Origin of the sequence: Aquabacter cavernae (genome assembly GCF_003993795.1) — a bacterium.
Lineage (GTDB): Bacteria > Pseudomonadota > Alphaproteobacteria > Rhizobiales > Xanthobacteraceae > Aquabacter > Aquabacter cavernae.
This window is the reverse complement of record NZ_RWKV01000001.1, coordinates 64,053-89,794: the sequence shown is the minus strand read 5'-3', so window position 1 is coordinate 89,794 and position 25,742 is coordinate 64,053. Positions and strand designations below refer to the sequence as shown.

Annotated in this window: 28 protein-coding genes; 20 read left to right on the top strand and 8 right to left on the bottom strand. The window is 67.9% G+C overall.

Features of this window, described 5'->3' with window-relative positions:
- Positions 1-27 precede the first annotated feature (27 nt).
- From nifS to EJJ38_RS00445, 5 genes are all read right to left on the bottom strand, one after another.
- A complete protein-coding gene (gene nifS / locus EJJ38_RS00465; protein WP_127088149.1) occupies positions 28-1,227 on the bottom strand; it encodes a cysteine desulfurase NifS in 1,200 nt (399 codons plus the stop codon).
- 95 nt (positions 1,228-1,322) lie between these two features.
- Positions 1,323-2,345, bottom strand: coding sequence for a Fe-S cluster assembly protein NifU (gene nifU / locus EJJ38_RS00460; protein WP_127088148.1), 1,023 nt, complete (start codon positions 2,343-2,345; stop codon positions 1,323-1,325).
- A gap of 10 nt (positions 2,346-2,355) precedes the next feature.
- Entirely contained in the window at positions 2,356-2,676 is a 321-nt protein-coding gene (locus tag EJJ38_RS00455) for a HesB/IscA family protein (RefSeq protein ID WP_127088147.1), read from the bottom strand.
- A gap of 162 nt (positions 2,677-2,838) precedes the next feature.
- The gene (gene modD, locus EJJ38_RS00450; RefSeq protein ID WP_127088146.1) at positions 2,839-3,672 is read right to left on the bottom strand and encodes a ModD protein; all 834 of its coding nucleotides are present in this window, start codon (positions 3,670-3,672) and stop codon (positions 2,839-2,841) included.
- Between the two features lie 11 nt (positions 3,673-3,683).
- Positions 3,684-4,541: a hypothetical protein gene (locus EJJ38_RS00445; RefSeq protein ID WP_127088145.1), complete on the bottom strand. Its 858-nt coding sequence runs from the start codon at positions 4,539-4,541 to the stop codon at positions 3,684-3,686.
- 765 nt (positions 4,542-5,306) lie between these two features.
- Between EJJ38_RS00445 and nifA the strand changes: the two genes are divergently transcribed.
- The 9 genes from nifA to EJJ38_RS00400 all read left to right on the top strand — a co-directional run bounded on the left by nifA (position 5,307) and on the right by EJJ38_RS00400 (position 12,104).
- Entirely contained in the window at positions 5,307-7,085 is a 1,779-nt protein-coding gene (gene nifA, locus EJJ38_RS00440; RefSeq protein WP_420836858.1) for a nif-specific transcriptional activator NifA, read from the top strand.
- A gap of 150 nt (positions 7,086-7,235) precedes the next feature.
- On the top strand, positions 7,236-8,732 hold the full coding sequence (gene nifB / locus EJJ38_RS00435; protein ID WP_127088143.1) for a nitrogenase cofactor biosynthesis protein NifB: 1,497 nt from the start codon (positions 7,236-7,238) through the stop codon (positions 8,730-8,732).
- A gap of 26 nt (positions 8,733-8,758) precedes the next feature.
- Positions 8,759-8,956, top strand: coding sequence for a 4Fe-4S dicluster domain-containing protein (locus tag EJJ38_RS00430; protein WP_127088142.1), 198 nt, complete (start codon positions 8,759-8,761; stop codon positions 8,954-8,956).
- A gap of 8 nt (positions 8,957-8,964) precedes the next feature.
- Complete coding sequence (locus tag EJJ38_RS00425) at positions 8,965-9,744, top strand: 4Fe4S-binding leucine-rich repeat protein (RefSeq protein ID WP_245454041.1); 780 nt, start codon at positions 8,965-8,967, stop codon at positions 9,742-9,744.
- 2 nt (positions 9,745-9,746) lie between these two features.
- Complete coding sequence (locus EJJ38_RS00420; RefSeq protein ID WP_127088140.1) at positions 9,747-10,070, top strand: nitrogen fixation protein NifZ; 324 nt, start codon at positions 9,747-9,749, stop codon at positions 10,068-10,070.
- Positions 10,067-10,285 carry a putative nitrogen fixation protein NifT gene (gene nifT / locus EJJ38_RS00415; protein WP_127088139.1) on the top strand — a complete coding sequence of 73 codons (219 nt, stop codon included), beginning with the start codon at positions 10,067-10,069 and terminating at the stop codon, positions 10,283-10,285. Before EJJ38_RS00420 ends, nifT begins: the two co-directional genes overlap by 4 nt.
- Before the next feature lie 2 nt (positions 10,286-10,287).
- Positions 10,288-11,169 carry an SIR2 family NAD-dependent protein deacylase gene (locus EJJ38_RS00410; protein WP_127088138.1) on the top strand — a complete coding sequence of 294 codons (882 nt, stop codon included), beginning with the start codon at positions 10,288-10,290 and terminating at the stop codon, positions 11,167-11,169.
- A gap of 3 nt (positions 11,170-11,172) precedes the next feature.
- Positions 11,173-11,592, top strand: coding sequence for an ArsC/Spx/MgsR family protein (locus EJJ38_RS00405; RefSeq protein ID WP_127088137.1), 420 nt, complete (start codon positions 11,173-11,175; stop codon positions 11,590-11,592).
- On the top strand, positions 11,589-12,104 hold the full coding sequence (locus tag EJJ38_RS00400; RefSeq protein WP_127088136.1) for a hypothetical protein: 516 nt from the start codon (positions 11,589-11,591) through the stop codon (positions 12,102-12,104). The genes EJJ38_RS00405 and EJJ38_RS00400 overlap by 4 nt, the downstream gene beginning before the upstream one ends.
- 55 nt (positions 12,105-12,159) lie before the next feature.
- On the opposite strand, the gene EJJ38_RS00395 is transcribed toward EJJ38_RS00400, so the two are convergent.
- Positions 12,160-12,750, bottom strand: a complete 591-nt coding sequence (locus tag EJJ38_RS00395; protein ID WP_127088135.1) for a hypothetical protein — start codon at positions 12,748-12,750, stop codon at positions 12,160-12,162.
- A gap of 408 nt (positions 12,751-13,158) precedes the next feature.
- Between EJJ38_RS00395 and nifH the strand changes: the two genes are divergently transcribed.
- The 10 genes from nifH to EJJ38_RS00345 all read left to right on the top strand — a co-directional run bounded on the left by nifH (position 13,159) and on the right by EJJ38_RS00345 (position 22,565).
- The gene (nifH, locus tag EJJ38_RS00390) at positions 13,159-14,058 is read left to right on the top strand and encodes a nitrogenase iron protein (protein WP_127088134.1); all 900 of its coding nucleotides are present in this window, start codon (positions 13,159-13,161) and stop codon (positions 14,056-14,058) included.
- A gap of 67 nt (positions 14,059-14,125) precedes the next feature.
- Positions 14,126-15,649 carry a nitrogenase molybdenum-iron protein alpha chain gene (gene nifD, locus EJJ38_RS00385; protein ID WP_127088133.1) on the top strand — a complete coding sequence of 508 codons (1,524 nt, stop codon included), beginning with the start codon at positions 14,126-14,128 and terminating at the stop codon, positions 15,647-15,649.
- A 152-nt stretch (positions 15,650-15,801) separates the two neighbouring features.
- Positions 15,802-17,340 (top strand): nitrogenase molybdenum-iron protein subunit beta, encoded by a 1,539-nt coding sequence (nifK, locus tag EJJ38_RS00380; RefSeq protein ID WP_127088132.1) that lies wholly within the window; start codon positions 15,802-15,804, stop codon positions 17,338-17,340.
- Positions 17,341-17,451: 111 nt separating this feature from the next.
- Positions 17,452-18,969 (top strand): nitrogenase iron-molybdenum cofactor biosynthesis protein NifE, encoded by a 1,518-nt coding sequence (nifE, locus tag EJJ38_RS00375; RefSeq protein ID WP_127088131.1) that lies wholly within the window; start codon positions 17,452-17,454, stop codon positions 18,967-18,969.
- 10 nt (positions 18,970-18,979) lie between these two features.
- Positions 18,980-20,374 (top strand): nitrogenase iron-molybdenum cofactor biosynthesis protein NifN, encoded by a 1,395-nt coding sequence (gene nifN / locus EJJ38_RS00370; protein ID WP_127088130.1) that lies wholly within the window; start codon positions 18,980-18,982, stop codon positions 20,372-20,374.
- Positions 20,343-20,840 (top strand): nitrogen fixation protein NifX, encoded by a 498-nt coding sequence (gene nifX, locus EJJ38_RS00365; protein WP_164738353.1) that lies wholly within the window; start codon positions 20,343-20,345, stop codon positions 20,838-20,840. The genes nifN and nifX overlap by 32 nt, the downstream gene beginning before the upstream one ends.
- A 12-nt stretch (positions 20,841-20,852) precedes the next feature.
- Positions 20,853-21,326 carry a NifX-associated nitrogen fixation protein gene (locus tag EJJ38_RS00360; protein ID WP_127088129.1) on the top strand — a complete coding sequence of 158 codons (474 nt, stop codon included), beginning with the start codon at positions 20,853-20,855 and terminating at the stop codon, positions 21,324-21,326.
- A 10-nt stretch (positions 21,327-21,336) separates the two neighbouring features.
- Positions 21,337-21,543, top strand: a complete 207-nt coding sequence (locus EJJ38_RS00355; RefSeq protein ID WP_127088128.1) for a CCE_0567 family metalloprotein — start codon at positions 21,337-21,339, stop codon at positions 21,541-21,543.
- A 16-nt stretch (positions 21,544-21,559) separates the two neighbouring features.
- Positions 21,560-21,883, top strand: coding sequence for a ferredoxin III, nif-specific (gene fdxB / locus EJJ38_RS00350; protein ID WP_127088127.1), 324 nt, complete (start codon positions 21,560-21,562; stop codon positions 21,881-21,883).
- A 7-nt stretch (positions 21,884-21,890) separates the two neighbouring features.
- On the top strand, positions 21,891-22,565 hold the full coding sequence (locus EJJ38_RS00345) for a nitrogen fixation protein NifQ (protein ID WP_245454040.1): 675 nt from the start codon (positions 21,891-21,893) through the stop codon (positions 22,563-22,565).
- Between the two features lie 31 nt (positions 22,566-22,596).
- Here EJJ38_RS00345 and EJJ38_RS00340 read toward each other — a convergent pair whose 3' ends face one another.
- Complete coding sequence (locus EJJ38_RS00340) at positions 22,597-23,382, bottom strand: SDR family oxidoreductase (protein ID WP_127088126.1); 786 nt, start codon at positions 23,380-23,382, stop codon at positions 22,597-22,599.
- Positions 23,383-23,682: 300 nt separating this feature from the next.
- On the opposite strand from EJJ38_RS00340, the gene EJJ38_RS00335 reads away from it, so the two are divergent.
- Positions 23,683-24,900 carry an MFS transporter gene (locus tag EJJ38_RS00335; RefSeq protein WP_127088125.1) on the top strand — a complete coding sequence of 406 codons (1,218 nt, stop codon included), beginning with the start codon at positions 23,683-23,685 and terminating at the stop codon, positions 24,898-24,900.
- Between the two features lie 3 nt (positions 24,901-24,903).
- Here the strand turns inward: EJJ38_RS00335 and EJJ38_RS00330 are convergent, their stop codons facing one another.
- On the bottom strand, positions 24,904-25,614 hold the full coding sequence (locus EJJ38_RS00330) for a TetR/AcrR family transcriptional regulator (protein ID WP_205666062.1): 711 nt from the start codon (positions 25,612-25,614) through the stop codon (positions 24,904-24,906).
- Between the last annotated feature and the right edge of the window lie 128 nt (positions 25,615-25,742).

The following is a 25,742-nucleotide window of genomic DNA, read 5'->3' as shown; positions in this document are numbered from 1 at the left end:
ACCGCACCAACCGGACGCGCGCCGGCCTCAGGCATAAACAGGGTTGAAGGCCGAGGCGGCGCCCGAGCCGTCCCAGAACGGAGAGAGCGCGCGCAGCTTCTCGATGATGCCCGGCATGGCCTCGATCACCCGGTCCACCTCCTCCCCGCTGCTGTCGCGGGAAAGGGAGAAGCGGATGGCGCCGTGGGCGGCCGTGTAGGGAATGCTCATGGCGCGCAACACATGGGAGGGCTCCAGCGAACCCGACGTGCAGGCCGAGCCCGACGAGGCGGCGATGCCCGCGCGGTTGAGCAGCAGGAGGATGCCCTCCCCCTCCACGAACTCGAACGCCACATTGGCGGTGTTGGGCAGGCGGTTCTCCACATCGCCGGTGGCGAAGCAACTGGGGATGCGCTGGAGCAGGCCCTTCTCCAGCCGGTCGCGCAGCCCGCGCACCCGGCCGTTCTCCTCGGCCATGTAGTCGCCCGCAAGCCGCGCGGCCACGCCCAGGGCGACGATGCCCGGCGTGTTCTCGGTGCCCGCGCGGCGGCCGCGCTCCTGCTGGCCGCCCTTGATCTGCGGGCGGAAACGGGTGCCCCGGCGCACATAGAGCGCGCCGATGCCCTTCGGCGCATGGAGCTTGTGGCCCGACAAGGAGAGCATGTCGATGGCGGTGGATTTCAGATCCATGGGCACCTTGCCCACCGCCTGGACAGCGTCGGTATGGAACAGGATGCCGTAGGGCTTCGCCATCTCCGCCAGCTTCGCCACGGGGAAGAGCGTGCCGGTCTCGTTATTGGCCCACATGATGGAGACGATGGCGACCCGCTCCGAGAGGGCCGCCTCGTAGGCCGCCATGTCGAGCCGCCCCTTGGCGTCCACGGGGATCACATGGACCTTCACCCCCCGGTTCTTCTCCAGCCAGGCGCAGAGCGAGAGCACGGCGGGGTGCTCCACGGCGCTGGTGATCACCTCCCGGCGGCGGGGGCTCGCCTCCAGCGCCGAGAGGATGGCGGCATTGTCGCCTTCCGTCCCGCCGGAGGTGAAGACGATCTCATGGTCATGCTCGGCGCCCAGCAGCGCCTGCAGGTCCCGCCGCGCGCCCTTCACGGCCGCTCCCACCTCCGCGCCGAAGGCATGGAGCGAGGAGGCGTTTCCGAACTGCTCCGTGAAATAGGGCAGCATGGCCTCCAGCACGCGGGGGTCCACCTTCGTGGTGGCGTTATTGTCGAAATAGACCGGCTTCATCTCCGCCTCCGGGATCTTCGCAATGGGGATCTGGGCCAATGGGGATCTGGGCCAAGTGGGACGGGGCGACACGCGCCCCGGGCAAGGGCGCGGGATCACTTCACCGGCACGACGCGCAGCGGCATGCCCAGCTTCTCCATCAGCCGCTGCTGGACACCGGAAATGGTGACGGACGCCATCTGGCAACCGATGCAGGCGCCCGAGAGCTTCACGGAGACCAGGTTCCCGTCCACGTCCACCAACTCGCAGTCGCCGCCATCCTGCTGGAGATAGGGGCGCAGCTCCTCGATGGCCTTGTCGATCAGCTTGATGCGCTGGACGGCGGTGAGCGGGGCGGGCGCGGAAGGCGGCGGCACGAGGCTCGCGAGCGGGCTCTGCCGTGGGGCGCTTTCCTTGGGCGGGGTCAAAGAGAGGGGAACTGCCACGGCGGCGGACTTCGCACCCGGCGCGGCCTTGGCACCGTTGACGCGCGGCTTGCCCTTGAGGCTGCGCGGGTCCACGGAGCCGATGCGATAGGCGGCCGTCACCTCGATCAGGCCCTCGTCGGCCATGTCCGCGTTCACGCGGGCCAGCACTTCCTCGATGGCCTCGAAGCAGGTGAGGCATCCGCCGCCCGCCTTGGTGTAGAAGGTGACCTGCTCGGGCGCGGTCAGCTTGTTGACCCGCACCGCCCGCTCGATCATGCCCTCGTCCACGCCGAAGCACTTGCAGACGAGCGCGCCCTCCTCGTGGTCGTCCTCCCAGGTCTCGCCGCGATAATGAGCCACCGCCGCCTGCAGGGCCTCGTAGCCCATGACGGAGCAGTGCATCTTCTCCGGCGGCAGGCCGCCGAGGAAATCGGCGATGTCCTGGTTGGTGAGGGCGAGCGCCTCATCCAGCGTCTTGCCGATGACGATTTCGGTGAGCGCGGAGGAGGAGGCGATGGCCGAGCCGCAGCCGAAGGTCTGGAAGCGCGCCTCGGTGATCACGTCGGTAGCGGGGTCCACCTTCAGCATGAGCTTCAGCGCGTCGCCGCAGGCGATGGCGCCCACCTCGCCCACCGCATTGGCGTCCGCCAGCAGGCCGGCATTCTTGGGGTTGAAGAAATAGTCCTTCACCTTGTCCGAATAATCCCACATGGCTGCCTCCTCACCCGAAGGACTTGCCGCAGGCGCACTTTGACGCCGCGTTTGGATTCTCGAAGACGAAGCCGGAATTCTCCAGCGCGGTCACGAAGTCGATGCGCATGCCCGAGACCAAAGGCTGGGAACGGTCGTCGATGAACAGCTTGACGCCTTCCTGCTCCACCACCAGATCGCCGCTGCGCGACTGGCTCTCCAGGCCCATCATGTATTTGAAGCCCGCGCAGCCGCCCGCCTCCACCATGATGCGCAGGCCCTCGGCGCCGTTCGCGGTCTGCGCCAAGGCGGACTTCACCGCGGCGACCGCATTCTCGGTGAGCGTGATCATGTCGGTTTCCCTCGCAGGAAGATGGTTCCGACAAGGATCACGCAAGCGATGTGCCACTCATTTAAATAATTATAAACAAAGAGATTTATGGCTTTGTCGGACCTGTCGCAAAGCCGACACCGGGCCGCAGCCATGGGGCTGCGCGGCGGGTTTGCGACACGCTCAGGCGGGGCGGATCTCCACCCTCACGTCCGCAGGCGCGGCGGAATAGGGCGCGGAGGTCACGAGGATGTCCGCTCCCGTCGCCGCATAGGCCGCCGCATTGGCGGCCACCACCCCGCCCGCCACGGCCACCAGCGAGGCAGCGCCCCGCGCGCGAAGCGCGGCCACCAGGTCCGCCACCGCCTCGGGGGACATTTTCTCGCACTGGAGGATGTCCGGCGCGGCGGGCGCGAAGCGCTCCGCCTCCTCCCGGCTCGTGATCTCCACCACTACCTTCTTCTCGGGCGCCGCCCGGCGCAGCGCGACGAGGGCGGCCACCGGATCATCGAGGAAGACGCGGTGCTCGGGAAACACCAGCACCGTCTCCGACAGGCCGAGGCGGTGCGGCTCCGCCCCGCCCGCGCGGATCGCGGGGATCATCAGGCGCTTGGTGCCGGGAAAGGTCTTGCGGGTGGTGACCACCGCGATGCCTGGCGCCACCGCGCGCGCCGCATCCACGATGGCGGCGGTGGCCGTGGCGATGCCGGAGAGATATTCCACCGCCGTCTGCGCCACCTTCCAGGCGGCGAGGATGGCGCCCGCCGAGCCCTGCGCGCGCAGCAGCGCCCCTCCGGCCGGAACGCGCGCGCCGGTGGGGGACAGGACCGCCCCCTCCGCCCCGGCGCGGCGCACCAGGGCGAGAGCAAGCTCGGTGCCGCACACCACGCCGTCACGGCGCAGCGTGAAATCCATGCGGGCCGGGCGGTCACCGATGCCCAGGAGATGGGTGGTGAGATCGCCGTGGGGCACGTCCTCATCCAGAAGGGTATCCGCGAGGCGTTCGGGAAAATACATGCCGGCCCTGCTCAGTGCGGCACCGGACCGGCAGCGGCCGTGCTCAGAGTGCCCAACGTGTCCAGCGCCTCCAGGACCGCATCCGCGATCCGGCGCGGGCGCTCGGCAAGGCCGAGCCAACTGGACGGCCCGCCCACTGCCGGGTCCACCTCCAGCAGCTTCAGCCCCTCGGGCACTTGCGTGCCACCCCGCACTAGGCCGCGCAAATGGCCCGCCATGGGCGCCTGGACCGGGGCTTCGCCACACCAGCCCACCACCTCTGCCGCAGCCACCTGGTCGCCGATGGCATGGGCAGTGAGCCAGAGCCCCGCCCCCTCGGCGCGGGCGAAGCGCTCGCGGCCCGCGCCCGACAAGGGCGTGGAGCGGCCATGGGCCGCGAGCGTCGCCCCCGCACGGAGCACCCCGATGGCTTCCGGCGCGGTCTCGATGGCCACGTCCACATGCCGCCCCGCCGAGAAGCCCGGCCCAAGCCCCACAGTGGCGCGGGCGAAGGGGCGGATGTCCACCTTCAGCGAGCGCATGCGCATGCGCGCATCCACCAGCACGTCGATCAGGCCGAGGCACAGCAACTCGCCCAGCTCCATGATGGTGACGCAGATGGCCTGCCGGTCGGTGCAGGCATTGAGGATATCCACGAGGCTGTCGGCCGCGCGGGCCTTCACCCCGTCCAGCTCGGCGATCCCGGTATCCAGGGCCACGTCATAGGCCATGGTCCGGCGCAGCACCGGCTGGGCGGGATCGCGCGAGAGCACCACGCCATAGCCCGCCAGGAACAGCGCCCGGCCCACGGCGGACGCCACGTCGTTGGTGCCGAGCACCACCGCGATGGGCACCCGGCCTGTGGGCCTGAAATCCGTCTCGCTGCGCATGGTGCCTCCGGGGCAAGGCGCGCGCCGGGGCTACCGGTGTCGCTGCCCCAGGAGAAAGCGACATTCGTGCCAACGACCTTCTCGCCATCATGGCACCACCAGCCCGCTCCAAGCCGTCATTCGCGTGCGAAAACCGACGCATCCGTGGCCGGCGGTGTGTCGCAAACCCGACACTCCCGCCCATCGCACATTGGAACCATGAGAATTTTCGCGATGCACCAGATGGCACGCCGTTTGCTGAACTGCACACAGCCACGCGCCTGCGGTCCCGCCCCTCTTTCATTCGGAGACTGACATCATGGCCGGCGGCGGTGGCCCGGGAAGCGAGGCGCGAGCGCCGGCCGGTCGCCGCGGCTATGACACAACCCTGAGCAGACCCGCACCCTGCGGGCCTACTCGAATTTGATCGAGATCAAGGCCCCTTCGCCGGCTTGGATCTTTTCTAAAGCTTCAGCCGAAAGGCCACAGGCTCCTGCCCTCCGGGACATGTCATCCCCAGGCGGGAGATAAGCTAAGGGAAAGCTGCTGAAGGAGGGCGCGCCCACTCGCCGCGTGCGGTGAAGGAGCAAGCCCATGAGCGACTTCTACCAGGTTCGCATTCCCCGCGCGTCGAGCCCGGCGAGCAAGCCCGCCGGCATCGCGCCCACCACCCCGGCGCCAAAGGCCCCGGTTCCGGCTGCCCCGGTTGACGCCGCAGCTTCTCCCGATGCGGCCGGCGCAGCCGTGCCGCCGCCGGAACGCGACGCCGGAAGCGAGCGCCCTGCCATGCCCGAGCGCGCCGTCATCGCCGCGCGCCCCGCCCCGCTGCCGGACCCGTCCGGCACCCAGCCGGCCCAGCGCGGCACCTCGCCGGACATCGCGCTCATCGGCATCTATGAGATTTCCAAGATCCTCACCGCCGCCCGCCGGCTGGAGATCACCCTCGCCAATGTGGTGAACGTGCTCTCCTCCATGCTCCAGATGCGCCACGGCATGATCGTGATCCTGGACCCGGAGGGCGAGCCGGACATGGTGGCCACCACCGGCTGGACGCCGCAGATCGCCAGCCAGATCCGCGCCCGGGTGCCCCAGAAGGCCATCGACCAGATCGTCGCCACCGCCACCCCCCTCGTGGTCCATGATGTCGCCGCCGACGCGCTGTTCGAGGGGCTGGTGGACCTGTTCGAGCCGGTGGAACGGGCCAAGGTCTCGTTCATCGGCGTGCCCATCAAGGCGGACACGCGGGTCATCGGCACCTTGTCCATCGACCGCATCTGGGACGGCAGCGCCCGCTTCCGGTTCGACGACGATGTCCGCTTCCTGACAATGGTGGCCAATCTGGTGGGCCAGACCGTGCGCCTGCATGATCTGGTGGCCCGTGATCGCGACCGGCTCATCGCCGAGACCCACCGCCTGGAGAAGGCGCTGACCGAGGAGGCGGGCGCCGAGCCGCAGACAGCCGTGGGCATTATCGGCGACAGCCTGCCCGTGAAGCGGCTGGTGGCCACCGCGCGCATCGTGGCGCGCTCCAATTCCGCCGTGCTGCTGCGCGGCGAGAGCGGCACCGGCAAGGAATTGTTCGCCCGCGCCATCCACGAATTATCGCCGCGCGCCGACAAGCCCTTCATCCGGGTGAATTGCGCCGCCTTGCCGGAGACGGTCCTGGAATCCGAACTGTTCGGGCATGAGAAGGGCGCCTTCACGGGCGCCCTCGCCATGCGCCAGGGCCGCTTCGAGCTGGCCCATGGCGGCACGCTGTTCCTGGACGAGATCGGCGAGATCTCCCCTGCCTTCCAGGCCAAGCTGCTGCGCGTGCTCCAGGAGGGCGAGTTCGAGCGGGTGGGCGGAAACAAGACGCTCAAGGTGGATGTGCGCCTGGTCTGCGCCACCAACAAGGATCTGGAGCAGGCGGTGGCCAAGGGCGAGTTCCGCGCCGATCTCTATTACCGCATCAATGTGGTGCCGCTCGTCCTGCCGCCGCTGCGCGAACGGCCGGGCGACATCGAGACGCTGGCCCGCGCCTTCCTCGAACGCTTCAACCGCGAGAACAAGCGCCGCCTCAGCATGTCGGATTCCGCCGTCGCCGTGCTCATGCGCTGCTACTTCCCCGGCAATGTGCGCGAGCTGGAAAATTGCGTGCGGCGTACCGCCACCCTGGCCCGCGAGGCCATCATCTCCTCCCACGATTTCGCCTGCGACACCGGCCAGTGCCTCTCGGCCGTGCTCTGGAAGGGCAGCGCCCCCAAGGCGGCGCCCGCGAACCAACCTTCGCCCCAGCCTCCGGCGCCGGTCCCCTTGGCGCCGGTCCCCTTGGCGCCGATACCTTTGGCGCGCGAGCCGCTGCCCATGACTGAGAGCAACGAGGCCGCCGGCCTTCCCCCCAATTGTCCCGGCACCGCCGCCTGCACCGCCACCTCGCCCCGCTTCACGGAGCGGGAGCAATTGCTGAACGCCATGGAGCGCTCCGGCTGGGTGCAGGCGAAGGCGGCGCGCATCCTGAACCTGACCCCGCGCCAGATCGGCTACGCGCTGCGCAAGCACGGCATCGACATCAAGCGCTTCTGACCCGCACACGCCTGTCGCGGATGCGACACGACCCGACATGCGTGTCGTGGAGTTCTTCCAACAAGAAGTACAATACATTGTAAAATAACATAATTTTATCTGGCACGGGGATTGCGAAGCCTGGGGCGGACCATCATTCGGGAGCCCGCCATGTCCGCCGCGATGCTATCCCTGGACAGCCTCCTCGCCTCGCCCGTCTCCATGGAGGAGATGCGCGCCAAGCTGGAAGGCGGCGGCTGTTCTTCCTCCGCCTGCGGCTCCTCCGCCAAGCCCGACGACGTGCCACAGGCCGTCTGGGACAAGATCAAGGACCATCCCTGCTACTCGGAAGAGGCGCACCATTATTTCGCGCGCATGCATGTGGCCGTGGCGCCCGCGTGCAACATCCAGTGCAATTACTGCAACCGCAAATATGACTGCGCCAATGAGAGCCGCCCGGGCGTGGTCTCGGAGAAGCTGACCCCCGACCAGGCCATGCGCAAGGTCATCACGGTGGCCAACGAGGTGCCCCAGCTGTCCGTGCTCGGCATCGCCGGTCCCGGCGACAGTTGCTACGACTGGAAGAAGAGCAAGGCTACCTTCGAGGCGGTGGCGCGGGAGATTCCCGACATCAAGCTGTGCCTGTCCACCAACGGCCTCGCCTTGCCCGACCATGTGGACGAGATCGCCGACATGAATGTCGATCACGTCACGGTCACCATCAACATGGTGGACCCGGAAGTGGGCACGAGGATCTATCCGTGGATCTTCCACAATCACAGGCGCTACACCGGCTACGAAGCCGCCAGGATCCTGCACGAGCGGCAGATGCTCAGCCTCGAAATGCTGCGCGACCGGGGGATCCTCGTGAAGGTGAACTCGGTGATGATCCCCGGCATCAACGACGATCATCTCGTCGAGGTGAATGCATGGGTGAAGGAGCGCGGCGTCTTCCTTCACAACATCATGCCGCTCATCTCCGCCGCCGAGCATGGCACGCATTTCGGCCTCACCGGCCAGCGCGGCCCCACCGCCATGGAGCTGAAGGCGCTGCAGGACAAGCTGGACGGCGGCGCCAAGCTGATGCGCCACTGCCGCCAGTGCCGCGCCGACGCGGTGGGCCTGCTGGGCGAGGACCGGGGCCAGGAATTCACCCTCGACCAGCTTCCCGAGGAGGTGGCCTATGACCCGGCCAAGCGCGTCGCCTATCGCGAGGTGGTGGCCCATGAGCGGGGCGACCATGTGGCCAAGAAGCAGGAAGTGGAAACCGAAATCCGCGCACTGGGCGTTGAGGGCAAGCTGCTTGTGGCCGTGGCCACCAAGGGCGGCGGGCGCGTGAACGAGCATTTCGGGCACGCCAGGGAATTCCAGGTCTACGAGGCGACCCCCAAGGGCATCACCTTCGTGGGACATCGCAAGGTGGACACCTACTGCCTGGGTGGCTTCGGCGAGGATGCGACCCTCGACGGCGTCATCGCGGCCCTGGAGGGGGTCGAGGTGGTGCTGTGCTCCAAGATCGGCGACTGCCCGAAGGACAGCCTGAAGGCCGCCGGCATCCGCGCCACCGACCAATACGCCCTCGAATATATCGAAGCCGCCATCGGCGCCCTCTACGCGGCCGAATTCGGCCATGCCGTCACCGACCGGAAGCTGGCCCTCTCGGCCTGAACCCACAGCCAGGAAAGGCTTTTCCCATGGCCCTCAAGATCATCGTGTCCCAGTGCACCGTCTGCGGCGCCTGCGAGTTCGAATGCCCCAACGCGGCCATCCGCATGAAGGGCGACACCTACATCATCGATCCCAAGAAGTGCACCGAGTGCCTGGAGCAGTTCGACGAGCCGCAATGCGCCGCCGTCTGCCCGGTGCCCAACACCTGCGTTCCCGCGAACTGAGGCGGGCCGTGGCCGCCCCCGCAGGCATCGGCGACAGCACGCCCGAGAGCGTGCCGGAGGCCCTCGACTGGGAGGGCCTTCCCGTGAGCTGCGAGGACTGCACGCACGAGGAGATCCACGCCGAGGGCCGCTGCGACCTGGGCAAAGCCTGCGTCGCGGATCGGCGGGGCAAGCGCATCGACCGCTTCTTCGCGCGGAACCCGGATCTCGCCGCGCGCTATCTCGCCCATCCCTATTTCGAGGTGCGCACCCTGGCGGGGCGGCATGCCAGCCTGTTCCTCATCGGCCCGCTCCTGGCGGACCCCGAGCCGGAGGTGCGCGCGATGGCGGTGATGCGCCTGCCCGCCGCCCGCGTCCGCGCCCTGCGCACCGACCCCGACCGGCGGGTGCGCATGGCGGTGGCCCAGCGCCTGGAGGGCGGCGACCTGCTCTCCATGATGGCGGACGAGGATTATTACGTGCGCCTCACGGTGGTGCGCCGCGCCCCGCCCGCCGCCTTGGTGCGCCTCGTCTATGACGGCGAGCCCGAGGTGCGCCGCGCCGTGGCCCGGCGGGTGGCACCCCAATATCTGTCCAACATGGTGGGCGATCCCAATCCCCTGGTGCGCCTTGCGGTCGCCGAGCGCCTGCCGCCGGAGCGGCTTCTCGTTTTGGCGCGCGACGCCGACATGCGGGTGCGCTTCGCGGTGGCCGAGCGCCTGCCGGCGACGGCCCTGGCGCTGCTGGCGGACGACCCCGTGGATGCCGTGCGCGACCTCGCCCGGCGCCGCCTCACCGAAGGAGACTGACCATGGGCCTCGGCCGCGAGCAGGATGTGGAACTCTCCCGGGAGCCGGTCTTCCGACCGGGCGAGAAGGTGCGCGCCACCAAGCATGTGAAGAATGACGGCACCTATCCCCACAAGGAGATCGGCGAGAATCTCGTCCGCAAGGGGGATGTGGGCTATGTGCGCGACATCGGCACCTTCCTCCAGCAATTCTACATCTACTCGGTGGAGTGGGTGGAGCGCGGCACCATCGTGGGCATGCGCGGCAAGGAATTGGTGAGCCTCGACCGGCCGCCGCCCGAACCCCTGACATCGCCCGCTCTCCCCAGCCCGGAAGCCCAGCCATGAAGCTCATGATCCGCAAGACCCCCTCCGGGGCATTCTCCGCCTATGCGCCCAAGAAAGACCTGGAGGAGCCCATCGTGGAGCGGGAGCACGAGGGCCTGTGGGGCGGCTGGGTGAAGCTGAAGAACGGCTGGGTGTTCGCCCTGCCGGACATGCCCGCCGACACCCGCCTGCCCATCACCGTCACCGCCCGCAAGCTCGGCGGGGAGGAGGAGTGACCATGACCGCCGCCGCGCTCCAGCGCCCCGCCCCGGTGCCATTCCTCTCCGGCGAGGAGGCCCGCGCCCATCTGCGGGACATTTCCGCCTGGCTGAAGGCGGACCGGCTCGCCCCCTATCTCGGCCCCGGCTTGCTGGAGGGGAGCGAGGCCGTTCCCCTCGGCCCCGAGGCACTCGCCGCCGCGCTCCACCAGCGCCATCCCGCGCCGGGCCGCATCCGCACCAATCTGTGGTCCGTGGCCCAGTTCATCGAGCAGCGCCGCCACCGCAAGACGCTGGCCACCTGGATGGGCGAGATCTTCGATCCGCAGGTGCCGCCCACCCCGTTCCAGGCGTTCCTGGCGGGCCTGCCCTTGGGCCTCGTGGTGGACACCTGGTATGACGACAGCCTGCGCGCCGCCTTCGCCGCCTCCGGCCGCACGGACTGGGGCGAGGTGCAGGGCATCACGCGGGCAGGGGAGACGCGGGATATCTGGACCCGCGCCTATGACGCGACGGGCACGCTGGTGGACGAGGAAACGCCGGCCTCCTGGGCGAGCCTCCTCTACAAGCCCCACGGCGCGGTGCGTCCGGCGCGGAACTTCCTGGTGGCCGACAGCGACTATGTGGAGGTGATGACCGAGATCGACATCCAGTCGCCCATCCCGCCCCAGGTGCGCGAGCGCCGCGCGTTCCGGGGCTTCCTGTTCCTGGGCTGTCGGTTCCACGACCAGATGCTGCGCACCTATGCCCGCCAGATCATGAAGCGCTCGCGGGGGCCGCATTTCGCGGTGATGCCCGCCGAAGGGCTCACCCGCAACGAGGCGCGCTTCCTCACCGAGCAGGAGATCGCCCTCATCGACCTGCCGCTGGCGGCGGGACTCGACGCGCTGATGGCGGGCTGAGCGATGGCGCGCGTGATCTTCTACGGAAAGCCCACCTGCGGCGGGAATGCCCGCCAGCGGGCGCGGCTGCGGGCCTCCGGCCACCAGGTGGAGGAACGCGACCTGTTCGGCCATCCCTGGAGCGGGGACGAGCTGCGCGCTTTCCTCGGTGACCTCGCCCCCGCCGGCTGGTTCAACCGCTCCGCCGTGCGCGTGAAGAGCCGGGAAGTGGATCCCGAAGCGCTCGCGCCCGAGGCGGCGCTCGCCTTGCTGCTGGCGGACCCGCGCCTCATCCGCCGCCCCCTGCTGGACATCGGGGGACACCGCCTTGCGGGCTGGGACGAGGGCCGGCTCGATGCCCTCATCGGCCTCAAGGCCGGGGCGGCCCCTGTTGGGGAAGCCTGCGTGCATTCTCCCGGCACGGGCGGCGGGGACGCGGCGTGAGCACCGCTCCCGCCCGCGCGGCGGCGGGCGCCTGGCTGGACGGGCGCTATCATGACGACCTGCCCGCCCCGGCCGAGCGGGCCATCCGCATGGCGGGCCTGTGCTGGGAGGACGATGCTGGCGCCGAGCGGCTGCTGGCGGAAGCCGCCCGCCTGGCGCCCGGACATTTGGCGGTGCTGATCGCCCGCTACCGGCATGCTTTCTACAAGCACCGTTTCGAGGAGGCGTTCGTCATGGCCGTGGAGGTCCTGGGCGCCGCCGCGCGGCGGCTGAACATCCCCACCGACTGGCGCGCGGTCCGCGCGTCGGATGCGCGCTTCGCCTGCGACGATGCCCATGTGCGCTTCTGGATGTTCGTGCTCCAAGCCTATGGCTATGTGCTGCTGCGCCTCGGCCGGGAAGTGGAGGGCGAGGCCGCGCTGCGCCGCCTGTCGGAGCTGGACGTGCGCGACCAGACCCGCACCCGCGTCCTGCTCCAGGCCATGGCGGCCCGCGCAGTCGCGGAGGACTGACGGAGCCCTTCTCCTGGCAGAGGCCGCCGGAAGCCGGGCCTCCGGCGGCCTCTTCTCACACCGGACGGTTCTCGCCCGGATTGCGCACCGGACCCATGATGGCCAGGGCCTCCTCATAGGTGAGGAAGGGCCAGGACGCGGAGAAGCGGGCGGCCTTGTCGGCCACGAAATCCTGCTTGCCCGCCGTGTCCAGCTTCTTCAGGTCGGTCTTGTCGATCTTCAGAAGCTCCAGCAGCTCGTTATAGACCGTGGCCTCGTCGATGGGCACGATGTGGAACGTGGCTCCGCCCAGCGCCAGCCGGAATTTCCGGTCGAGCGGAATGTTGTTGCAGAAGAGGAAGTATTTCCCCTCCGGCGACAGGGTCTCGCCCAGCACATCCGCCAGGACGCCGGCATAATCGAACGAGAGCAGGTAGGCCGCGAACAGCGCGATGGTGGGCTCGCCCTCGCGCGTCGTGGAGATGACCTGGTCCACCGCCAGTTCCGGCGGGCGCTTCTCGCCCGCCGTGCTGGGCGTGAATTTCAGGGCCAGCTCGCCACGGAAGCCGAAACGGCCGGGCTTGTGGGTCGGCCCCTTCAGGACCGGATTGAGAAGCCGCCCCTCGCTCTCCAGGCGGGCAAAGGCGGTGTGGTCGATGGCGGTCATGTCTCATCTCGCGCTGGTTTTGGTGCGCCGTGCGCTGCAAGTTCGACGCCGTGTCATAAGCTGTTGATTTAATGTTATATTTTTATATCTCTCCGGCGGCGCGCGACAGCTATGTCCGGTTCCCGACAGCGCTGTGCGACAGCTGGGCCGGCCCCCTGCCACCCGACACGGACACCGGAAATCTCACAGCGCTGTCGTGTTTTGTCAGGTTCGAGACAGGGGCCGGAAACGTCTTTCGCCGAGCGGTCAACCCGCGCAAACTATTGAAAGTGAATGATTTTCAGGATGACCCCACGGCTCGAAAGCCGTTTGGCACGGCGGTTGCGGTGATGGTGTCGGTGGCGGCGAGCGCCGCGCGCCGATGGTGGCATCACTGACGATGTCGAAACAACCAAGTGGGGTTTGACCATGGCCGGTCTGCGCCAGATTGCATTCTACGGGAAGGGTGGCATCGGCAAGTCCACCACCTCCCAGAACACCCTCGCCGCCCTTGTCGATCTCGGTCAGAAAATCCTGATCGTGGGCTGCGATCCCAAGGCCGATTCCACCCGCCTGATTCTCCATGCGAAGGCGCAGGACACCGTCCTCAGCCTCGCGGCCGAGGCGGGCTCGGTGGAGGACCTGGAGCTCGAGGACGTGCTCAAGGTCGGCTACAAGGGCATCAAGTGCGTCGAGTCCGGCGGTCCGGAACCCGGCGTGGGCTGCGCGGGGCGCGGCGTCATCACCTCGATCAACTTCCTCGAGGAGAACGGCGCCTATGACGACGTGGACTATGTGTCCTACGACGTGCTCGGCGACGTGGTGTGCGGCGGCTTCGCCATGCCCATCCGCGAGAACAAGGCGCAGGAAATCTACATCGTCATGTCCGGCGAGATGATGGCCCTCTACGCGGCCAACAACATCGCCAAGGGCATCCTGAAATACGCCCATTCCGGCGGCGTGCGCCTGGGCGGGCTCATCTGCAACGAGCGCCAGACCGACCGCGAGTGGGACCTGGCCGATGCCCTCGCCAAGCGCCTGAACTCGCAGCTCATCCATTTCGTGCCGCGCGACAACATCGTCCAGCACGCCGAGCTGCGCCGCCAGACGGTGATCGAATACGCGCCCGACAGCAAGCAGGCGCTCGAATACCGCACGCTGGCGGAGAAGGTCCACAATAATGCCGGCAAGGGCACCATCCCCACCCCCATCACCATGGAGGAGCTGGAGGAGATGCTGCTCGATTTCGGCATCATGAAGACCGAGGAGCAGCAGCTCGCCGAGCTTGCCGCCAAGGAAGCCGCGAAGGCCGCGGCCGCCGCCGTCTGACACGAGAACCGTGGCCCGGCCGCGCGCCGGGCCCCTTCCTTCCGGTCGCCAGAAGAGGTTGACTGCCATGAGCCTCGATTACGAAAACGACGGCGCGCTCCACGAGAAGATCATCGAGGACGTGCTGTCCGCCTATCCTGACAAGTTCGCCAAGCGCCGGCGCAAGCATCTCTCGGTGGCCAAGGGCGTCGATGACGCGGACGCCCCGGCAGAGGGCGAGGAGAAGCTCCTCACCGAGTGCGACGTGAAGTCGAACATCAAGTCCATTCCCGGCGTCATGACCATCCGGGGCTGCGCCTATGCGGGCTCCAAGGGCGTGGTGTGGGGCCCGGTGAAGGACATGGTCCACATCTCCCACGGCCCGGTGGGCTGCGGGCAGTATTCGTGGTCCCAGCGCCGCAATTACTATATCGGCACCACCGGCATCGACACCTTCGTGACCATGCAGTTCACGTCCGACTTCCAGGAGAAGGACATCGTCTTCGGCGGCGACAAGAAGCTGGAGAAGGTGATCACCGAGATCGACGCGCTGTTCCCGCTCAATCACGGCGTCTCCATCCAGTCGGAATGCCCCATCGGCCTCATCGGCGACGACATCGAGGCGGTGGCGCGGAAGAAGAAGAAGGAAATCGGCAAGACCATCGTGCCGGTGCGCTGCGAGGGCTTCCGCGGCGTGTCCCAGTCGCTGGGCCACCACATCGCCAACGACGCCATCCGCGACTGGGTGTTCGCCGCCCAGGAGGGCGAGATCGAGTTCGAGACCACGCCCTACGACGTGAACGTCATCGGCGACTACAATATCGGCGGCGACGCCTGGGCCTCCCGCATCCTGCTGGAGGAGATGGGCCTGCGGATCGTCGGCAACTGGTCCGGCGATGCGACGCTGGCCGAGATCGAGCGCGCGCCGAAGGCGAAGCTCAACCTCATCCATTGCTACCGGTCGATGAACTATATCTGCCGCTACATGGAGGAGAAGTATTCGATCCAGTGGATGGAATACAATTTCTTCGGCCCCTCCCAGATCGCCGCCTCGCTGCGCAGCATCGCCAAGTTCTTCGGCCCCGAGATCGAGGAGAAGGCGGAGGCGGTCATCGCCAAGTACCAGCCGCTGGTGGACGCGGTCGTCGCCAAGTACCGGCCCCGCCTCGAAGGCAAGAGCGTGATGCTCTATGTGGGCGGCCTGCGCCCCCGCCACGTCATCACCGCCTATGAGGACCTGGGCATGCAGATCGCCGGGACGGGCTATGAGTTCGCCCATAACGACGACTACCAGCGCACCGGCCATTACGTGAAGGACGGCACGCTCATCTATGACGACGTGACCGGCTACGAGCTGGAGAAGTTCATCGAGAAGATCCGCCCGGATCTGGTGGGCTCCGGCATCAAGGAAAAGTACCCGGTGCAGAAGATGGGCATCCCGTTCCGCCAGATGCATTCCTGGGACTATTCGGGCCCGTATCACGGCTATGACGGCTTCGCCATCTTCGCCCGCGACATGGACCTGGCCATCAACAATCCGGTCTGGGGCCTGTTCGACCCGCCCTGGAAGAAGAAGCCGCAGAGCGAGGGCTTCCTGGAAGCCGCCGAGTGAGCGCGGCGGCCGCGCGGCCGCCCCTCCATTCTGCCCTCGTGGCATCGACCGTGCCGGAGCGCGCAAGCCCGCGCCCCGGCACCCCGTGACACTCCCTTGCTCCCACACGCGCGTGCCGCCGTATGGCGCGGCCGCCAGATGAGGATCAGACCATGCCCCAATCCGCAGAGCATGTGCTCGACCACGCCCCTTTGTTCCGCGAGCCCGAATACCAGGAAATGTTCGCCCGCAAGCGCGAGCAGTTCGAATGCCCCGCCTCTTCCGAGGCCGTGGACGCCCAGCGCGAATATGCCAAGAGCTGGGACTATCGCGAGAAGAACCTCGCCCGCGAGGCGCTGGTGGTGAACCCCGCGAAGGCATGCCAGCCGCTGGGCGCCGTGTTCGCCTCCGCCGGGTTCGAGAAGACCATGAGCTTCGTCCACGGCTCCCAGGGCTGCGTCGCCTATTACCGCTCGCACCTCTCGCGCCATTTCAAGGAGCCCTCCTCGGCGGTCTCCTCCTCCATGACCGAGGACGCAGCCGTGTTCGGCGGCCTCAACAACATGATCGACGGCCTCGCGAATACCTATTCGCTCTACGAGCCGAAGATGATCGCCGTCTCCACCACCTGCATGGCGGAAGTCATCGGCGATGACCTGCACGCCTTCATCCAGACCGCCAAGGCCAAGGGCTCCGTGCCCCAGGACTATGACGTGCCCTTCGCCCACACGCCTGCCTTCGTGGGCAGCCATGTGGACGGCTACGATTCCATGATCAAGGGCATCCTGGAGCATTTCTGGAAGGATAAGGAACGGGTCGCGGGCGAGGGGATCACCCTCATTCCCGGCTTCGACGGCTTCTGCGTGGGCAATAATCGCGAGCTGAAGCGCCTGCTGGACCTGATGGGTGTCCAATACACCCTGCTGCAGGACGCCTCGGACACCTATGACACGCCCTCCGACGGCGAGTTCCGCATGTATTCGGGCGGCACCACGCTGGAGCAGACCGCCGACGCGCTCAACGCCAAGGCCACCGTGTCGCTGCAGAAATACTGCACCCGCAAGACCATGGACTATATCGCCGGGCACGGGCAGGAGACGGTGAACCTCCATTACCCGCTGGGCGTGCGCGCCACCGACGAGCTTCTGTTCAAGATTTCCGAGCTGACCGGCAAGGAGATCCCCGAAGCCATCACCATGGAGCGCGGCCGCCTCATCGACGCCATGGCCGACAGCCAGTCCTGGCTGCACGGCAAGAAGTACGCGATCTTCGGCGACCCCGATGTGGTCTACGGCGTCACCCGCTTCATCCTGGAGACCGGCGGCGAGCCCATCCATTGCCTGGCCACCAACGGCAACAAGCAGTGGGAAGAGGACATGAAGGCGCTGCTCGCCTCCTCGCCCTTCGGCCGTGCCGGGCAGGTGTGGGCGGGCAAGGATCTGTGGCACCTGCGCTCGCTGCTCTTCACCGAGCCGGTGGACTTCATCCTCGGCAATTCCTACGCGAAATATCTGGAGCGCGACACGGGCACGCCGCTGATCCGCACCGCCTTCCCGATCTTCGATCGCCACCACCATCACCGCTTCCCGCTGATGGGCTACCAGGGCGGCCTGCGCTTCCTGACGACGCTGCTCGACAAGATCTTCGACAAGCTCGACCAGGACACCAACATCCCGTCCAAGACCGACTATTCGTTCGATCTGACGCGCTGACACGAGCCCCCCGCCGCGCGCTCCTGCACGCGCGGCGGCCTTCCCCGGGCGCCCATCGCCCGGGGCCTTTCCGATCCAGATGCCGAGTCCACATGCCAGGAGCGCGCGGCCATGCTGAAGGACAAGATCGCGGACATGTTCAACGAGCCCGGTTGCGAGAAGAACCAGGCCAAGGACGCCAAGGCCCGCAAGAAGGGCTGCTCCAAGCCGCTCACCCCCGGGGCGGCGGCGGGCGGGTGCGCCTTCGACGGCGCCAAGATCGTGCTCCAGCCGGTGACCGACGCCGCCCATCTCATCCATGCCCCGCTCGCGTGCGAGGGCAATAGCTGGGACAATCGGGGCGCGGGGTCCTCCGGCTCGGACCTGTGGCGGCGGTCCTTCACCACGGATCTCACGGAACTCGACATCGTCATGGGCCAGGGCGAGCGCAAGCTCTACAAGGCGGTGCGCGAGATCGCGCAAGCCTTCAACCCGCCCGCCATCTTCGTCTATTCCACCTGCGTCACCGCGCTCATCGGCGACGACATCGAGGCGGTATGCAAGGCGGCTTCCGCCAAATACGGCCTGCCCGTGGTGCCGGTGAACGCGCCGGGCTTCGTGGGCTCGAAGAATCTCGGCAACAAGCTAGCGGGCGAGGCGCTGCTCGACCATGTGATCGGCACCCATGAGCCCGACGATGTGGGCCCCACCGACATCAACATCCTCGGCGAGTTCAATCTCTCCGGCGAGTTCTGGGCGGTGAAGCCCCTGTTCGAGGCGCTGGGCATCCGCATCCGCGCCTCAATCCCCGGCGATGCGCGCTATCTGGACGTGGCCGGCGCCCATACGGCGCGCGTCACCATGATGGAATGCTCCACCGCCCTTATCACGCTCGCCCGCAAGATGGAGGAGCGCTGGGGCATCCCTTTCTTCGAGGGTTCCTTCTACGGCATCTCCGACACGTCCGACGCCTTGCGCCAGACCGCGCGGCTTCTGGTCTCGCGCGGCGCCGATCCCTCCCTCCTCAATCGCACCGAGGCGCTGATCGCGCAGGAAGAGGCCATCGCCTGGGCCAGGATGGAGGCGTACCGGCCCCGGCTCCAAGGCAAGCGCGTGCTGCTCAATACCGGGGGCGTGAAGTCCTGGTCGGTGGTGGCGGCGCTCCAGGAGATCGGCATCGAGATCGTCGGCACCTCGGTGAAGAAGTCCACGGACGAGGACAAGGAGCGCATCAAGCAACTCCTCAAGGACGAGCACCACATGTTCGAATCCATGGCGCCGCGCGACCTCTACGCCATGCTCGCCGCCAACAAGGCGGACATCATGCTCTCCGGCGGGCGCACCCAGTTCATCGCGCTGAAAGCCAAGATGCCGTGGCTCGACATCAACCAGGAGCGCCATTTCCCCTATGCGGGCTATGACGGGATGGTGGAGCTGGTGAAGCGGATCGCCCTCGCCATCGAGAACCCCGTCTGGGAAACGGTGCGCGAGGACGCCCCCTGGGACAGGGAGGGGAACCTGACGGAAAGCCCTCTCCTGCAAGCGGGAAAGGGGGTCATCGGGAGCCGGGAAGAAGCCGATCCCCATTTCCTCGCCCATCACCGCAAAAAGTTCGCCGGCGCGGGCGCCGACGACATGGCCGAATGCTGAGGCGCGCGCCATGACCGCCGTCATCCCCCGCACCAAGGCCGCCTCCCTCAATCCGCTGAAGTCCAGCCAGCCGCTGGGCGCCGCCCTCGCCTATCTGGGCGTGGACGGGGCCATGCCCCTGTTCCACGGCTCGCAGGGCTGCACCTCCTTCGCCCTCGTGCTGCTGGTGCGGCACTTCAAGGAGGCCATCCCCCTCCAGACCACCGCCATGGACGAGGTGGCCACCGTGCTGGGCGGCGCGGATCATCTGGAGGAGGCCATCCTCAACCTGAAGACCCGCACCAAGCCGAGCCTGATCGGCGTATGCACCACCGCCCTCGTGGAGACGCGCGGCGAGGACTTCGCCGCCGACCTTTCCGCCATCCGCCGCCGCAATGCGGACGCGCTGGCGGGCACGGAAGTGGTGCTCGCCCAGACACCCGATTTCGAGGGCGCCATGGAGGAAGGCTGGACCAAGGCGGTCACCTCCATGGTGGACGCGCTGGTGCCCCCCAATCCCGAGCGCATGGTGAGCCTCACCCAGGTGAATATCCTGCCCGGCTGGCACCACACGGTGGCCGACATCGAGCATCTGCGCGACCTCGTGGAAGCGTTCGGCCTGGAGCCCATCATCCTGCCGGACATTTCCGGCTCGCTGGACGGCACGGTGCCGGAGCGCTGGGTGCCCACCGCCTATGGCGGCACGCTGGTGCCCGACATCCGCGCCATGGGCCGCTCCGTCCACACCATCGCGCTGGCCGAACATGTGCGGGCGCCCGCCGCCTTGCTGGAGGCGCGGGCGGGCGTGCCCTTCACTGTGTTCGAGAGCCTCTCCGGCCTGAAGGCGGTGGACCGCTTCGTGGCGCTGCTGGCCAGGCTGTCCGGGCGCCCCGTGCCCGCGCGTCTGCGCCGCCAGCGCAGCCAGCTCCAGGACGCGCTGCTGGACGGGCATTTCCATTTCGGCGGGCAGAAGATCGCCCTCGCCGCCGAGCCGGACCTGCTCTTCACCCTGGCGAGCTTCTTCGCCGGCCTTGGCGCCGAGATCGCGCTCGCCGTCACCACCACGGGCAGCAGCCCCATCCTGCGCAAGGTGCCGGCGCGGGAGGTGCTGGTGGGCGACCTCGGCGACTTCGAGGCCCGCGCAGCGGGCTGCGACCTGCTCGTCACCCACAGCCACGGCCGCCAGGCGTCGGAGCGGCTGGGCATCCCCCTCATGCGCGTGGGCTTCCCCGTGTTCGACCGCCTGGGCAGCCAGCACCGCCTGACGGTGGGCTACCAGGGCGCCCGGAACCTGATCTTCGAGGCGGCCAATATTTTCCAGGCCAACCGCCGGGAGCCCACGCCCCAGTCCCTCAACCCGTTCCGCGACAGACGCCCGACCAGCGAGGACACCCATGACAGCCACGCGCAGACTGCGGCTCGTTGAGAGCGAGGGCGCCCAGGCCGCGCCGCCCTCCGGCCCCGCCATCCGCATCGCTATCGCGACCCAGGACATGAAGGGGCTGAACGCTCATTTCGGCTCGGCCAAGAAGTTCGCCGTCTATGACGTGAGCGTGGACGGCTGGAGCTTTGTGGAAACGGTGGCCTTCGATCTCGTCTCGGACGAGGGCGGCAAGCACCAGAATGACGGCGACGACAAGATCACGCCCAAGGTGGAGGCGCTGAAGGGCTGCCACCTCCTGTTCTGCCTCGCCATCGGCGGCCCCTCCGCCGCCAAGGTGGTCTCGGCCCGCATCCATCCCATCAAGATCCCGCAGGCCCAGCCCATCGACACCGTTCTGGAGCGCACCCGCGACATGCTGGCGGGCTCCCCGCCGCCCTGGCTGCGCAAGATCCTGGCCGAATCCGGCGCGGGCGCGCCGAAGCCGTCCTTCGTTGATGATGATGAGTGAGAGGAGAGACGCATGACCGACGCCCTGACTGCAGAGGACGCCGACGCAGAGGCGCTCGCCACGCCCTTCCTCAAGTCCCTGGTCCGCCTCATGCGGGCGCAGGACACGTATGGAAGCTGGGAAGGCAAGCCCGACGCGAAGATCCTGAAGGACTTCATCGTCACCAAGGAGCAGCGCCGCGAGATCCCCATCATGGGCGATCCCGACCCCGACGTGCTGTGGCGGGTGGAGATGTTCTACACGTCCGTCGGCCTCGCCATTGAGGCGGAAACCCAGCTCATCGCCAGCCCCATGATGAAGATGAGCCATGAGGGCTTCGGGCGCGTGCTGCTCACCGCCGGCCGCCTCGTGGTGCTGAGCCGCCATGTGCGCGATGTCCACCGCTTCGGCTTCGAGAGCCTGGCCAAGCTGGCCGAGGCCGGCACCAAGGCCCTGGACGACGCCGTCACCTTCATCCGCGCCTATCCCGACGTCGCCCGTCTCTGAAGGAACAGCCATGTCCGACATCGAAACGCTGAAGGCCGAGATCAAGAAGCTCTCGTCCAAGTCCGTCACCTGGAAGATGAACCTCCACGACCTGTCGGAGGACCTGCCCATCAACTGGACCAATATCCTGGAGGTGGCGCAGGAGACCTACGACACGTTCAAGGCCCTGGATGATGCCCGCAAGCGCCTGAAGGCGCTCGAATCCCAACCCGCCTGACGCCCGGAGCATCGCCATGGCCCATCTCTCCCGCGACGGCTCCCACTGGATGCCGGACTATCTCGTCGCCATCGACGCCACCACCTGCATCGGCTGCGGGCGCTGCTACAAGGTCTGCTCGCGGGACGTGATGCACCTGTGGGGCGTGGGCGACGGGAACGCCATGCTCGGCAAGGTGGATGAGGACGAGGACGACGATTTCGACGGCGAACTCGTGCGCAAGGTCATGGTGGTGGACAATGCGGGCGCCTGCATCGGCTGCGGCGCCTGCGCCCGGGTCTGCCCCAAGGCGTGCCAGACCCATGTGACGGCCGACAAGGCCGCCGCCTTGGCCGCGTGAGGGCGCCATGGGTCGCCATGCGGACGGTCTCTTCAGCGCGCTGATGGGCCCGCGCCGGCGCGGCGCCTGTGCCCGCACCGGAAAGGCCGGCTCCGACACGGCGCGGCGCGTCGAGGCCCATCTGTTCGACGCGCACGTCTTCGCCTGCGCCATCGCGGTTTCGGCGGAGGATGCCCTGCACGAGAACCTGGCGCTCGGCCCTTGCCTCGGCCTTGATGCCGAGGCGCTGGAGACGATTATCGGCCGCTATTTCACGCCCCGCGCGCTGGCCTGCCTCGGCGTGCCCGTGGGCCACGCGCCGAAGGACGAGGAAGGGGCGATCCTGCACGATTTCCTGCACGCGCAGGCGCGGCCGGGAGACGAGGCCGCCCGCTGGCTCGCGGCAATCATCGCCTGCCGCGCGCTGCGGCCGAACCATCTGTGGCAGGATCTCGGCCTCCGGGACCGCGGCGAGCTGAACCGGCTTCTCGCCACGCATTTCCCGGCATTGGCGGCGGGCAACACCACCAACATGAAATGGAAGAAGTATTTCTACCGCCGCCTGTGCGAGCAGGAAGGCTTCGTCCTGTGCACGGCGCCCAGCTGCGCCGCGTGCGACGATTTCGATTACTGCTTCGGCGAGGAGACCGGCGAGAGCCGCCTCGCCCGCACCCGCCGCAGCGTGGCGCATGCGGTAGCCTGACGGCACGGCGCCGCGCAGGCTGGGGGAAGGATCAGATGCTGGGAATGAGCCCGCCATCCACGCGGATCACCGAGCCGGTGACATAGGCGGCGCGGGTGGAGGCGAGGAAGGCCACCATGTCCGCATATTCCTGCGGATCGCCATAGCGGCCCACGGGAATGGAGGCCTGGCTTTCCGCCGCCACCTCCTCCACCGGGCGCCCCTCGCGCTTGGCGCGCTGCTCGTCCAGGAAGGTGATGCGCTGCGTGGCGATGCGGCCGGGCAGCACGATATTGGCGGTGATGCCGTCGCGGCCCACTTCGCGCGCCAGGGTCTTGGACCAGCCCACCAGCGACAGGCGCAGCGCGTTGGACATGCCGAGATTCGCGATGGGCGCCACCACGCCAGAGGAGGTGGAGGTGATGATACGCCCCCATTTGCGCTGGCGCATGCCGGGCAGGACGCGGTCCGTGAGGGCGATCACCGACAGGACCATGGACTGGAACTGCACGCCCCAGAGTTCCGTGGACTGGCCGCCCGCCGGGGTCGGGGGCGGGCCGCCTGTATTGTTCACCAGCACGTCCACCGGGCCCAGTTCCTCTTCCACCTGCGCCACGGCGGGGCCGATGGCGGTGAGGTCGGCGAGGTTCCAGGCGACGGCGGCGGCGCGACCTCCGTGCGCGAGGATATCGGCGGCGGTGAGGTCGGCCGCGGCACCGTCCAGGTCCGCCACCGCCACCTTCGCGCCTTCGCGGGCAAGCGTGCGGGCGATGGCGCCGCCCAGCCCTCCACCGGCACCCAGCACCAGAGCGGTCTTTCCGGTCAATCCCAGATCCATGGCTGATCCCTCCCACGGGTTTTCAGGCCATCTAATCCATGGGCGACCGCCGGTGCCACCGGAAACCCATCCGAATCCGGTTTCATTCCCGACCCGGGAGCCGCTTGCCCGCGGCGTGCGCAGAGGGCAAGGAGGTCTCTGGCTTTTTTCAGAGCGCGGATCTGTTTGGAAGGAAGCAGTTTGCTTCCTTCCAAACGGTGAATCGCCTTCTCATTTTTCAAAAAAAGGAGACGGATTCAGTGTTGAGATGGGATCGCGGAGCGCTGCCGTCTCAACACATCCGGCTCTAGGATCGATTGAATGAAGGTCACCCTTTTCAAGAGCCATGCGCCGCTGTTCCTCGCGGTCTTCCTGGACATCTTCTCCTTCGGGCTCATGTACCCGCTCATCGTCAGCCTGTTCGACGGGCCGGGCGCGGGCGCACAGGGGTTTGGCGCAGTGGTGACGGCGCAGAACCGGGACACGCTCATGGCGCTCGCCTTCGGGCTGTTCCCCATCGGCGCCTTCTTCGGCTGCTCGCTGCTGGGCGACCTGTCCGACGCGCTGGGGCGGCGGCGCACGCTGCTCACCTGCATGGCGGGGCTTGCCGCCTCCTATGGGCTCATGTGGCTCTCGCTGGTGGTGGACCAGCTCTGGCTGTTCTTCGCCGGGCGCCTCCTGGCGGGTCTCATGTCCGGCACCGCCCCCATCGCCCAGGCCAGCATGGTGGATGCGGTGGACCCGTCCGAGCGCGGCGCCGCCATGGCGCAAGTGACGGTGGTGAACACGGTGGGCCTCATGGCCGGCCCCGCCATCGGCGGCGTGCTGGGCCATCTGGACCTGCGCCTGCCGCTGGCGGTGGCGCTGGTGCTGTGCGTCATCAACACCGTGATGCTGGCCCGCGCCCGCTTCGGCGAGGACGCCCCACGCCGGGCCTTTCATTTCGACTGGCGCCAGCCCTTCCTGCTGTTCGCGCGGCTGAAGGACCGGCCGGCGGCGGTGCCGCCGCTCGCGTCCTTCTTCCTGTTCCAGCTGGGCTTCCTCATCTACTACACCTTCATCCTGGTGGAGATGCAGCGCGTCCACGGCTTCTCGACGGCAGGCATTGGCCTGTTCTCGGTCACCATGGGCGTCGGCTTCATGCTGGGCTCGGCGGTGGCCTACGGGCCGGTGGCGAAGTGGCTGAAGGAAGAGCGGCGCATCGCCATTTTCGGCCATGCCATCTGCGGCGCGCTGCTGGTGATGACCGCCTTCCCCGTGAGCGCGACCGCGCAGGTGGTGCTGGCGGTGGGCATCTGCATCGCCAATGTGTTCGGCTATGTGTCGCTGCTCTCCGCCGCCTCGGGCGTGGTGGAGGAGACGGAGCGGGGATGGGTGCTGGGCCTCTCCAGCGCGGCGGTGGCCGTGTGCGTCTTCATTTCCGGGCTCATGACCCAGCTTCTCGTGGTGCTGCCGCCCGCGCCCTTTTTGGCGGTGGGCGGCCTCCTGGTGCTGGCCGCCATCCTGCCCGCCCGGGCCATGGCCTCCACGCAGGGCTGAGGATCAGGCGGGAACGGACGCCCGCGCCCCCAGGGCTGCCATGGCGAAGCCCATGAGCGCGTCGGTGAAGGCCGCCGCGCTCACCTTGCGCCGACGATATTTCGAGCGCTTCACGTACCAGTCCTGAAGCATGGGCTTGATGAGGGCTGCGGCCATCTCCACGTCCGCCACCCGGAAATCGCCGGTGGCGTTCCCATCCGCCAAAATGGCCGCGATCAGCCCTTCCGTGCGCTGCTCGCTGGCCACCGCCATGTCGCGGGCCTCGCGCGGAAAGCTCTTGGCCTGCATGTAGGCGAAGGTGAACCAGGGCAGCATGGCCTCGGTGAGGGCCACATGGCCCGCCAGCAGCCAGCGCAGCCGCTCGGGCGGCGGCAAATCGGCCGGCGGCTCCCCCAGCGCCTCCTCCACCACCTCGGACACGGTGCCGAGGATCATGAGGAGCAGCGTCTCCTTGCTGTCGAAATAGGCGTAGAGCGCCCCCATGGAGAGGCCGGATTCCGTCGAGAGGTCGCGCAGGCTCATGGAGTGGAAGCCCACCCGGTTGGCCAGTGCCAGCGTGCTCTCCATGATGCGCGCGAGCCGCATGGTGGCCACATGGGCCTTCTTCACCCGCACCGTCTCGGAATGGCGCGCGAGGATGCGCGCCGCCAGCGCCTCCATGGACAAGTCCAGGCGGGCGAGAGGCGGACGGGCGACGGGCGATGGGTGGCTCAAGCTCCGCTCCCTGCGGGCACAGGCCCCGGTCTTTGCCGGGGCACCATCTCCTATTGCACAGGGCGGGCGGCGAAGTCTATAAAGCGAGCGCTCGCTCGAAAAATTAAGGCCCATACGGGCCATGGGAG

Excerpts from the sequence above, each read along its gene's own strand:
- nifS (WP_127088149.1), bottom strand. The coding sequence starts at position 1,227 with ATGAAGCCGGTCTATTTCGACAATAACGCCACCACGAAGGTGGACCCC.
- nifU (WP_127088148.1), bottom strand. The coding sequence starts at position 2,345 with ATGTGGGATTATTCGGACAAGGTGAAGGACTATTTCTTCAACCCCAAG.
- EJJ38_RS00455 (WP_127088147.1), bottom strand. The coding sequence starts at position 2,676 with ATGATCACGCTCACCGAGAATGCGGTCGCCGCGGTGAAGTCCGCCTTG.
- modD (WP_127088146.1), bottom strand. The coding sequence starts at position 3,672 with ATGTATTTTCCCGAACGCCTCGCGGATACCCTTCTGGATGAGGACGTG.
- EJJ38_RS00445 (WP_127088145.1), bottom strand. The coding sequence starts at position 4,541 with ATGCGCAGCGAGACGGATTTCAGGCCCACAGGCCGGGTGCCCATCGCG.
- nifA (WP_420836858.1), top strand. The coding sequence starts at position 5,307 with ATGCCCGAGCGCGCCGTCATCGCCGCGCGCCCCGCCCCGCTGCCGGAC.
- nifB (WP_127088143.1), top strand. The coding sequence starts at position 7,236 with ATGTCCGCCGCGATGCTATCCCTGGACAGCCTCCTCGCCTCGCCCGTC.
- EJJ38_RS00430 (WP_127088142.1), top strand. The coding sequence starts at position 8,759 with ATGGCCCTCAAGATCATCGTGTCCCAGTGCACCGTCTGCGGCGCCTGC.
- EJJ38_RS00420 (WP_127088140.1), top strand. The coding sequence starts at position 9,747 with ATGGGCCTCGGCCGCGAGCAGGATGTGGAACTCTCCCGGGAGCCGGTC.
- nifT (WP_127088139.1), top strand. The coding sequence starts at position 10,067 with ATGAAGCTCATGATCCGCAAGACCCCCTCCGGGGCATTCTCCGCCTAT.
- EJJ38_RS00410 (WP_127088138.1), top strand. The coding sequence starts at position 10,288 with ATGACCGCCGCCGCGCTCCAGCGCCCCGCCCCGGTGCCATTCCTCTCC.
- EJJ38_RS00405 (WP_127088137.1), top strand. The coding sequence starts at position 11,173 with ATGGCGCGCGTGATCTTCTACGGAAAGCCCACCTGCGGCGGGAATGCC.
- EJJ38_RS00395 (WP_127088135.1), bottom strand. The coding sequence starts at position 12,750 with ATGACCGCCATCGACCACACCGCCTTTGCCCGCCTGGAGAGCGAGGGG.
- nifH (WP_127088134.1), top strand. The coding sequence starts at position 13,159 with ATGGCCGGTCTGCGCCAGATTGCATTCTACGGGAAGGGTGGCATCGGC.
- nifD (WP_127088133.1), top strand. The coding sequence starts at position 14,126 with ATGAGCCTCGATTACGAAAACGACGGCGCGCTCCACGAGAAGATCATC.
- nifK (WP_127088132.1), top strand. The coding sequence starts at position 15,802 with ATGCCCCAATCCGCAGAGCATGTGCTCGACCACGCCCCTTTGTTCCGC.
- nifE (WP_127088131.1), top strand. The coding sequence starts at position 17,452 with ATGCTGAAGGACAAGATCGCGGACATGTTCAACGAGCCCGGTTGCGAG.
- nifN (WP_127088130.1), top strand. The coding sequence starts at position 18,980 with ATGACCGCCGTCATCCCCCGCACCAAGGCCGCCTCCCTCAATCCGCTG.
- nifX (WP_164738353.1), top strand. The coding sequence starts at position 20,343 with ATGACAGCCACGCGCAGACTGCGGCTCGTTGAGAGCGAGGGCGCCCAG.
- EJJ38_RS00360 (WP_127088129.1), top strand. The coding sequence starts at position 20,853 with ATGACCGACGCCCTGACTGCAGAGGACGCCGACGCAGAGGCGCTCGCC.
- EJJ38_RS00355 (WP_127088128.1), top strand. The coding sequence starts at position 21,337 with ATGTCCGACATCGAAACGCTGAAGGCCGAGATCAAGAAGCTCTCGTCC.
- fdxB (WP_127088127.1), top strand. The coding sequence starts at position 21,560 with ATGGCCCATCTCTCCCGCGACGGCTCCCACTGGATGCCGGACTATCTC.
- EJJ38_RS00345 (WP_245454040.1), top strand. The coding sequence starts at position 21,891 with ATGGGTCGCCATGCGGACGGTCTCTTCAGCGCGCTGATGGGCCCGCGC.
- EJJ38_RS00340 (WP_127088126.1), bottom strand. The coding sequence starts at position 23,382 with ATGGATCTGGGATTGACCGGAAAGACCGCTCTGGTGCTGGGTGCCGGT.
- EJJ38_RS00335 (WP_127088125.1), top strand. The coding sequence starts at position 23,683 with ATGAAGGTCACCCTTTTCAAGAGCCATGCGCCGCTGTTCCTCGCGGTC.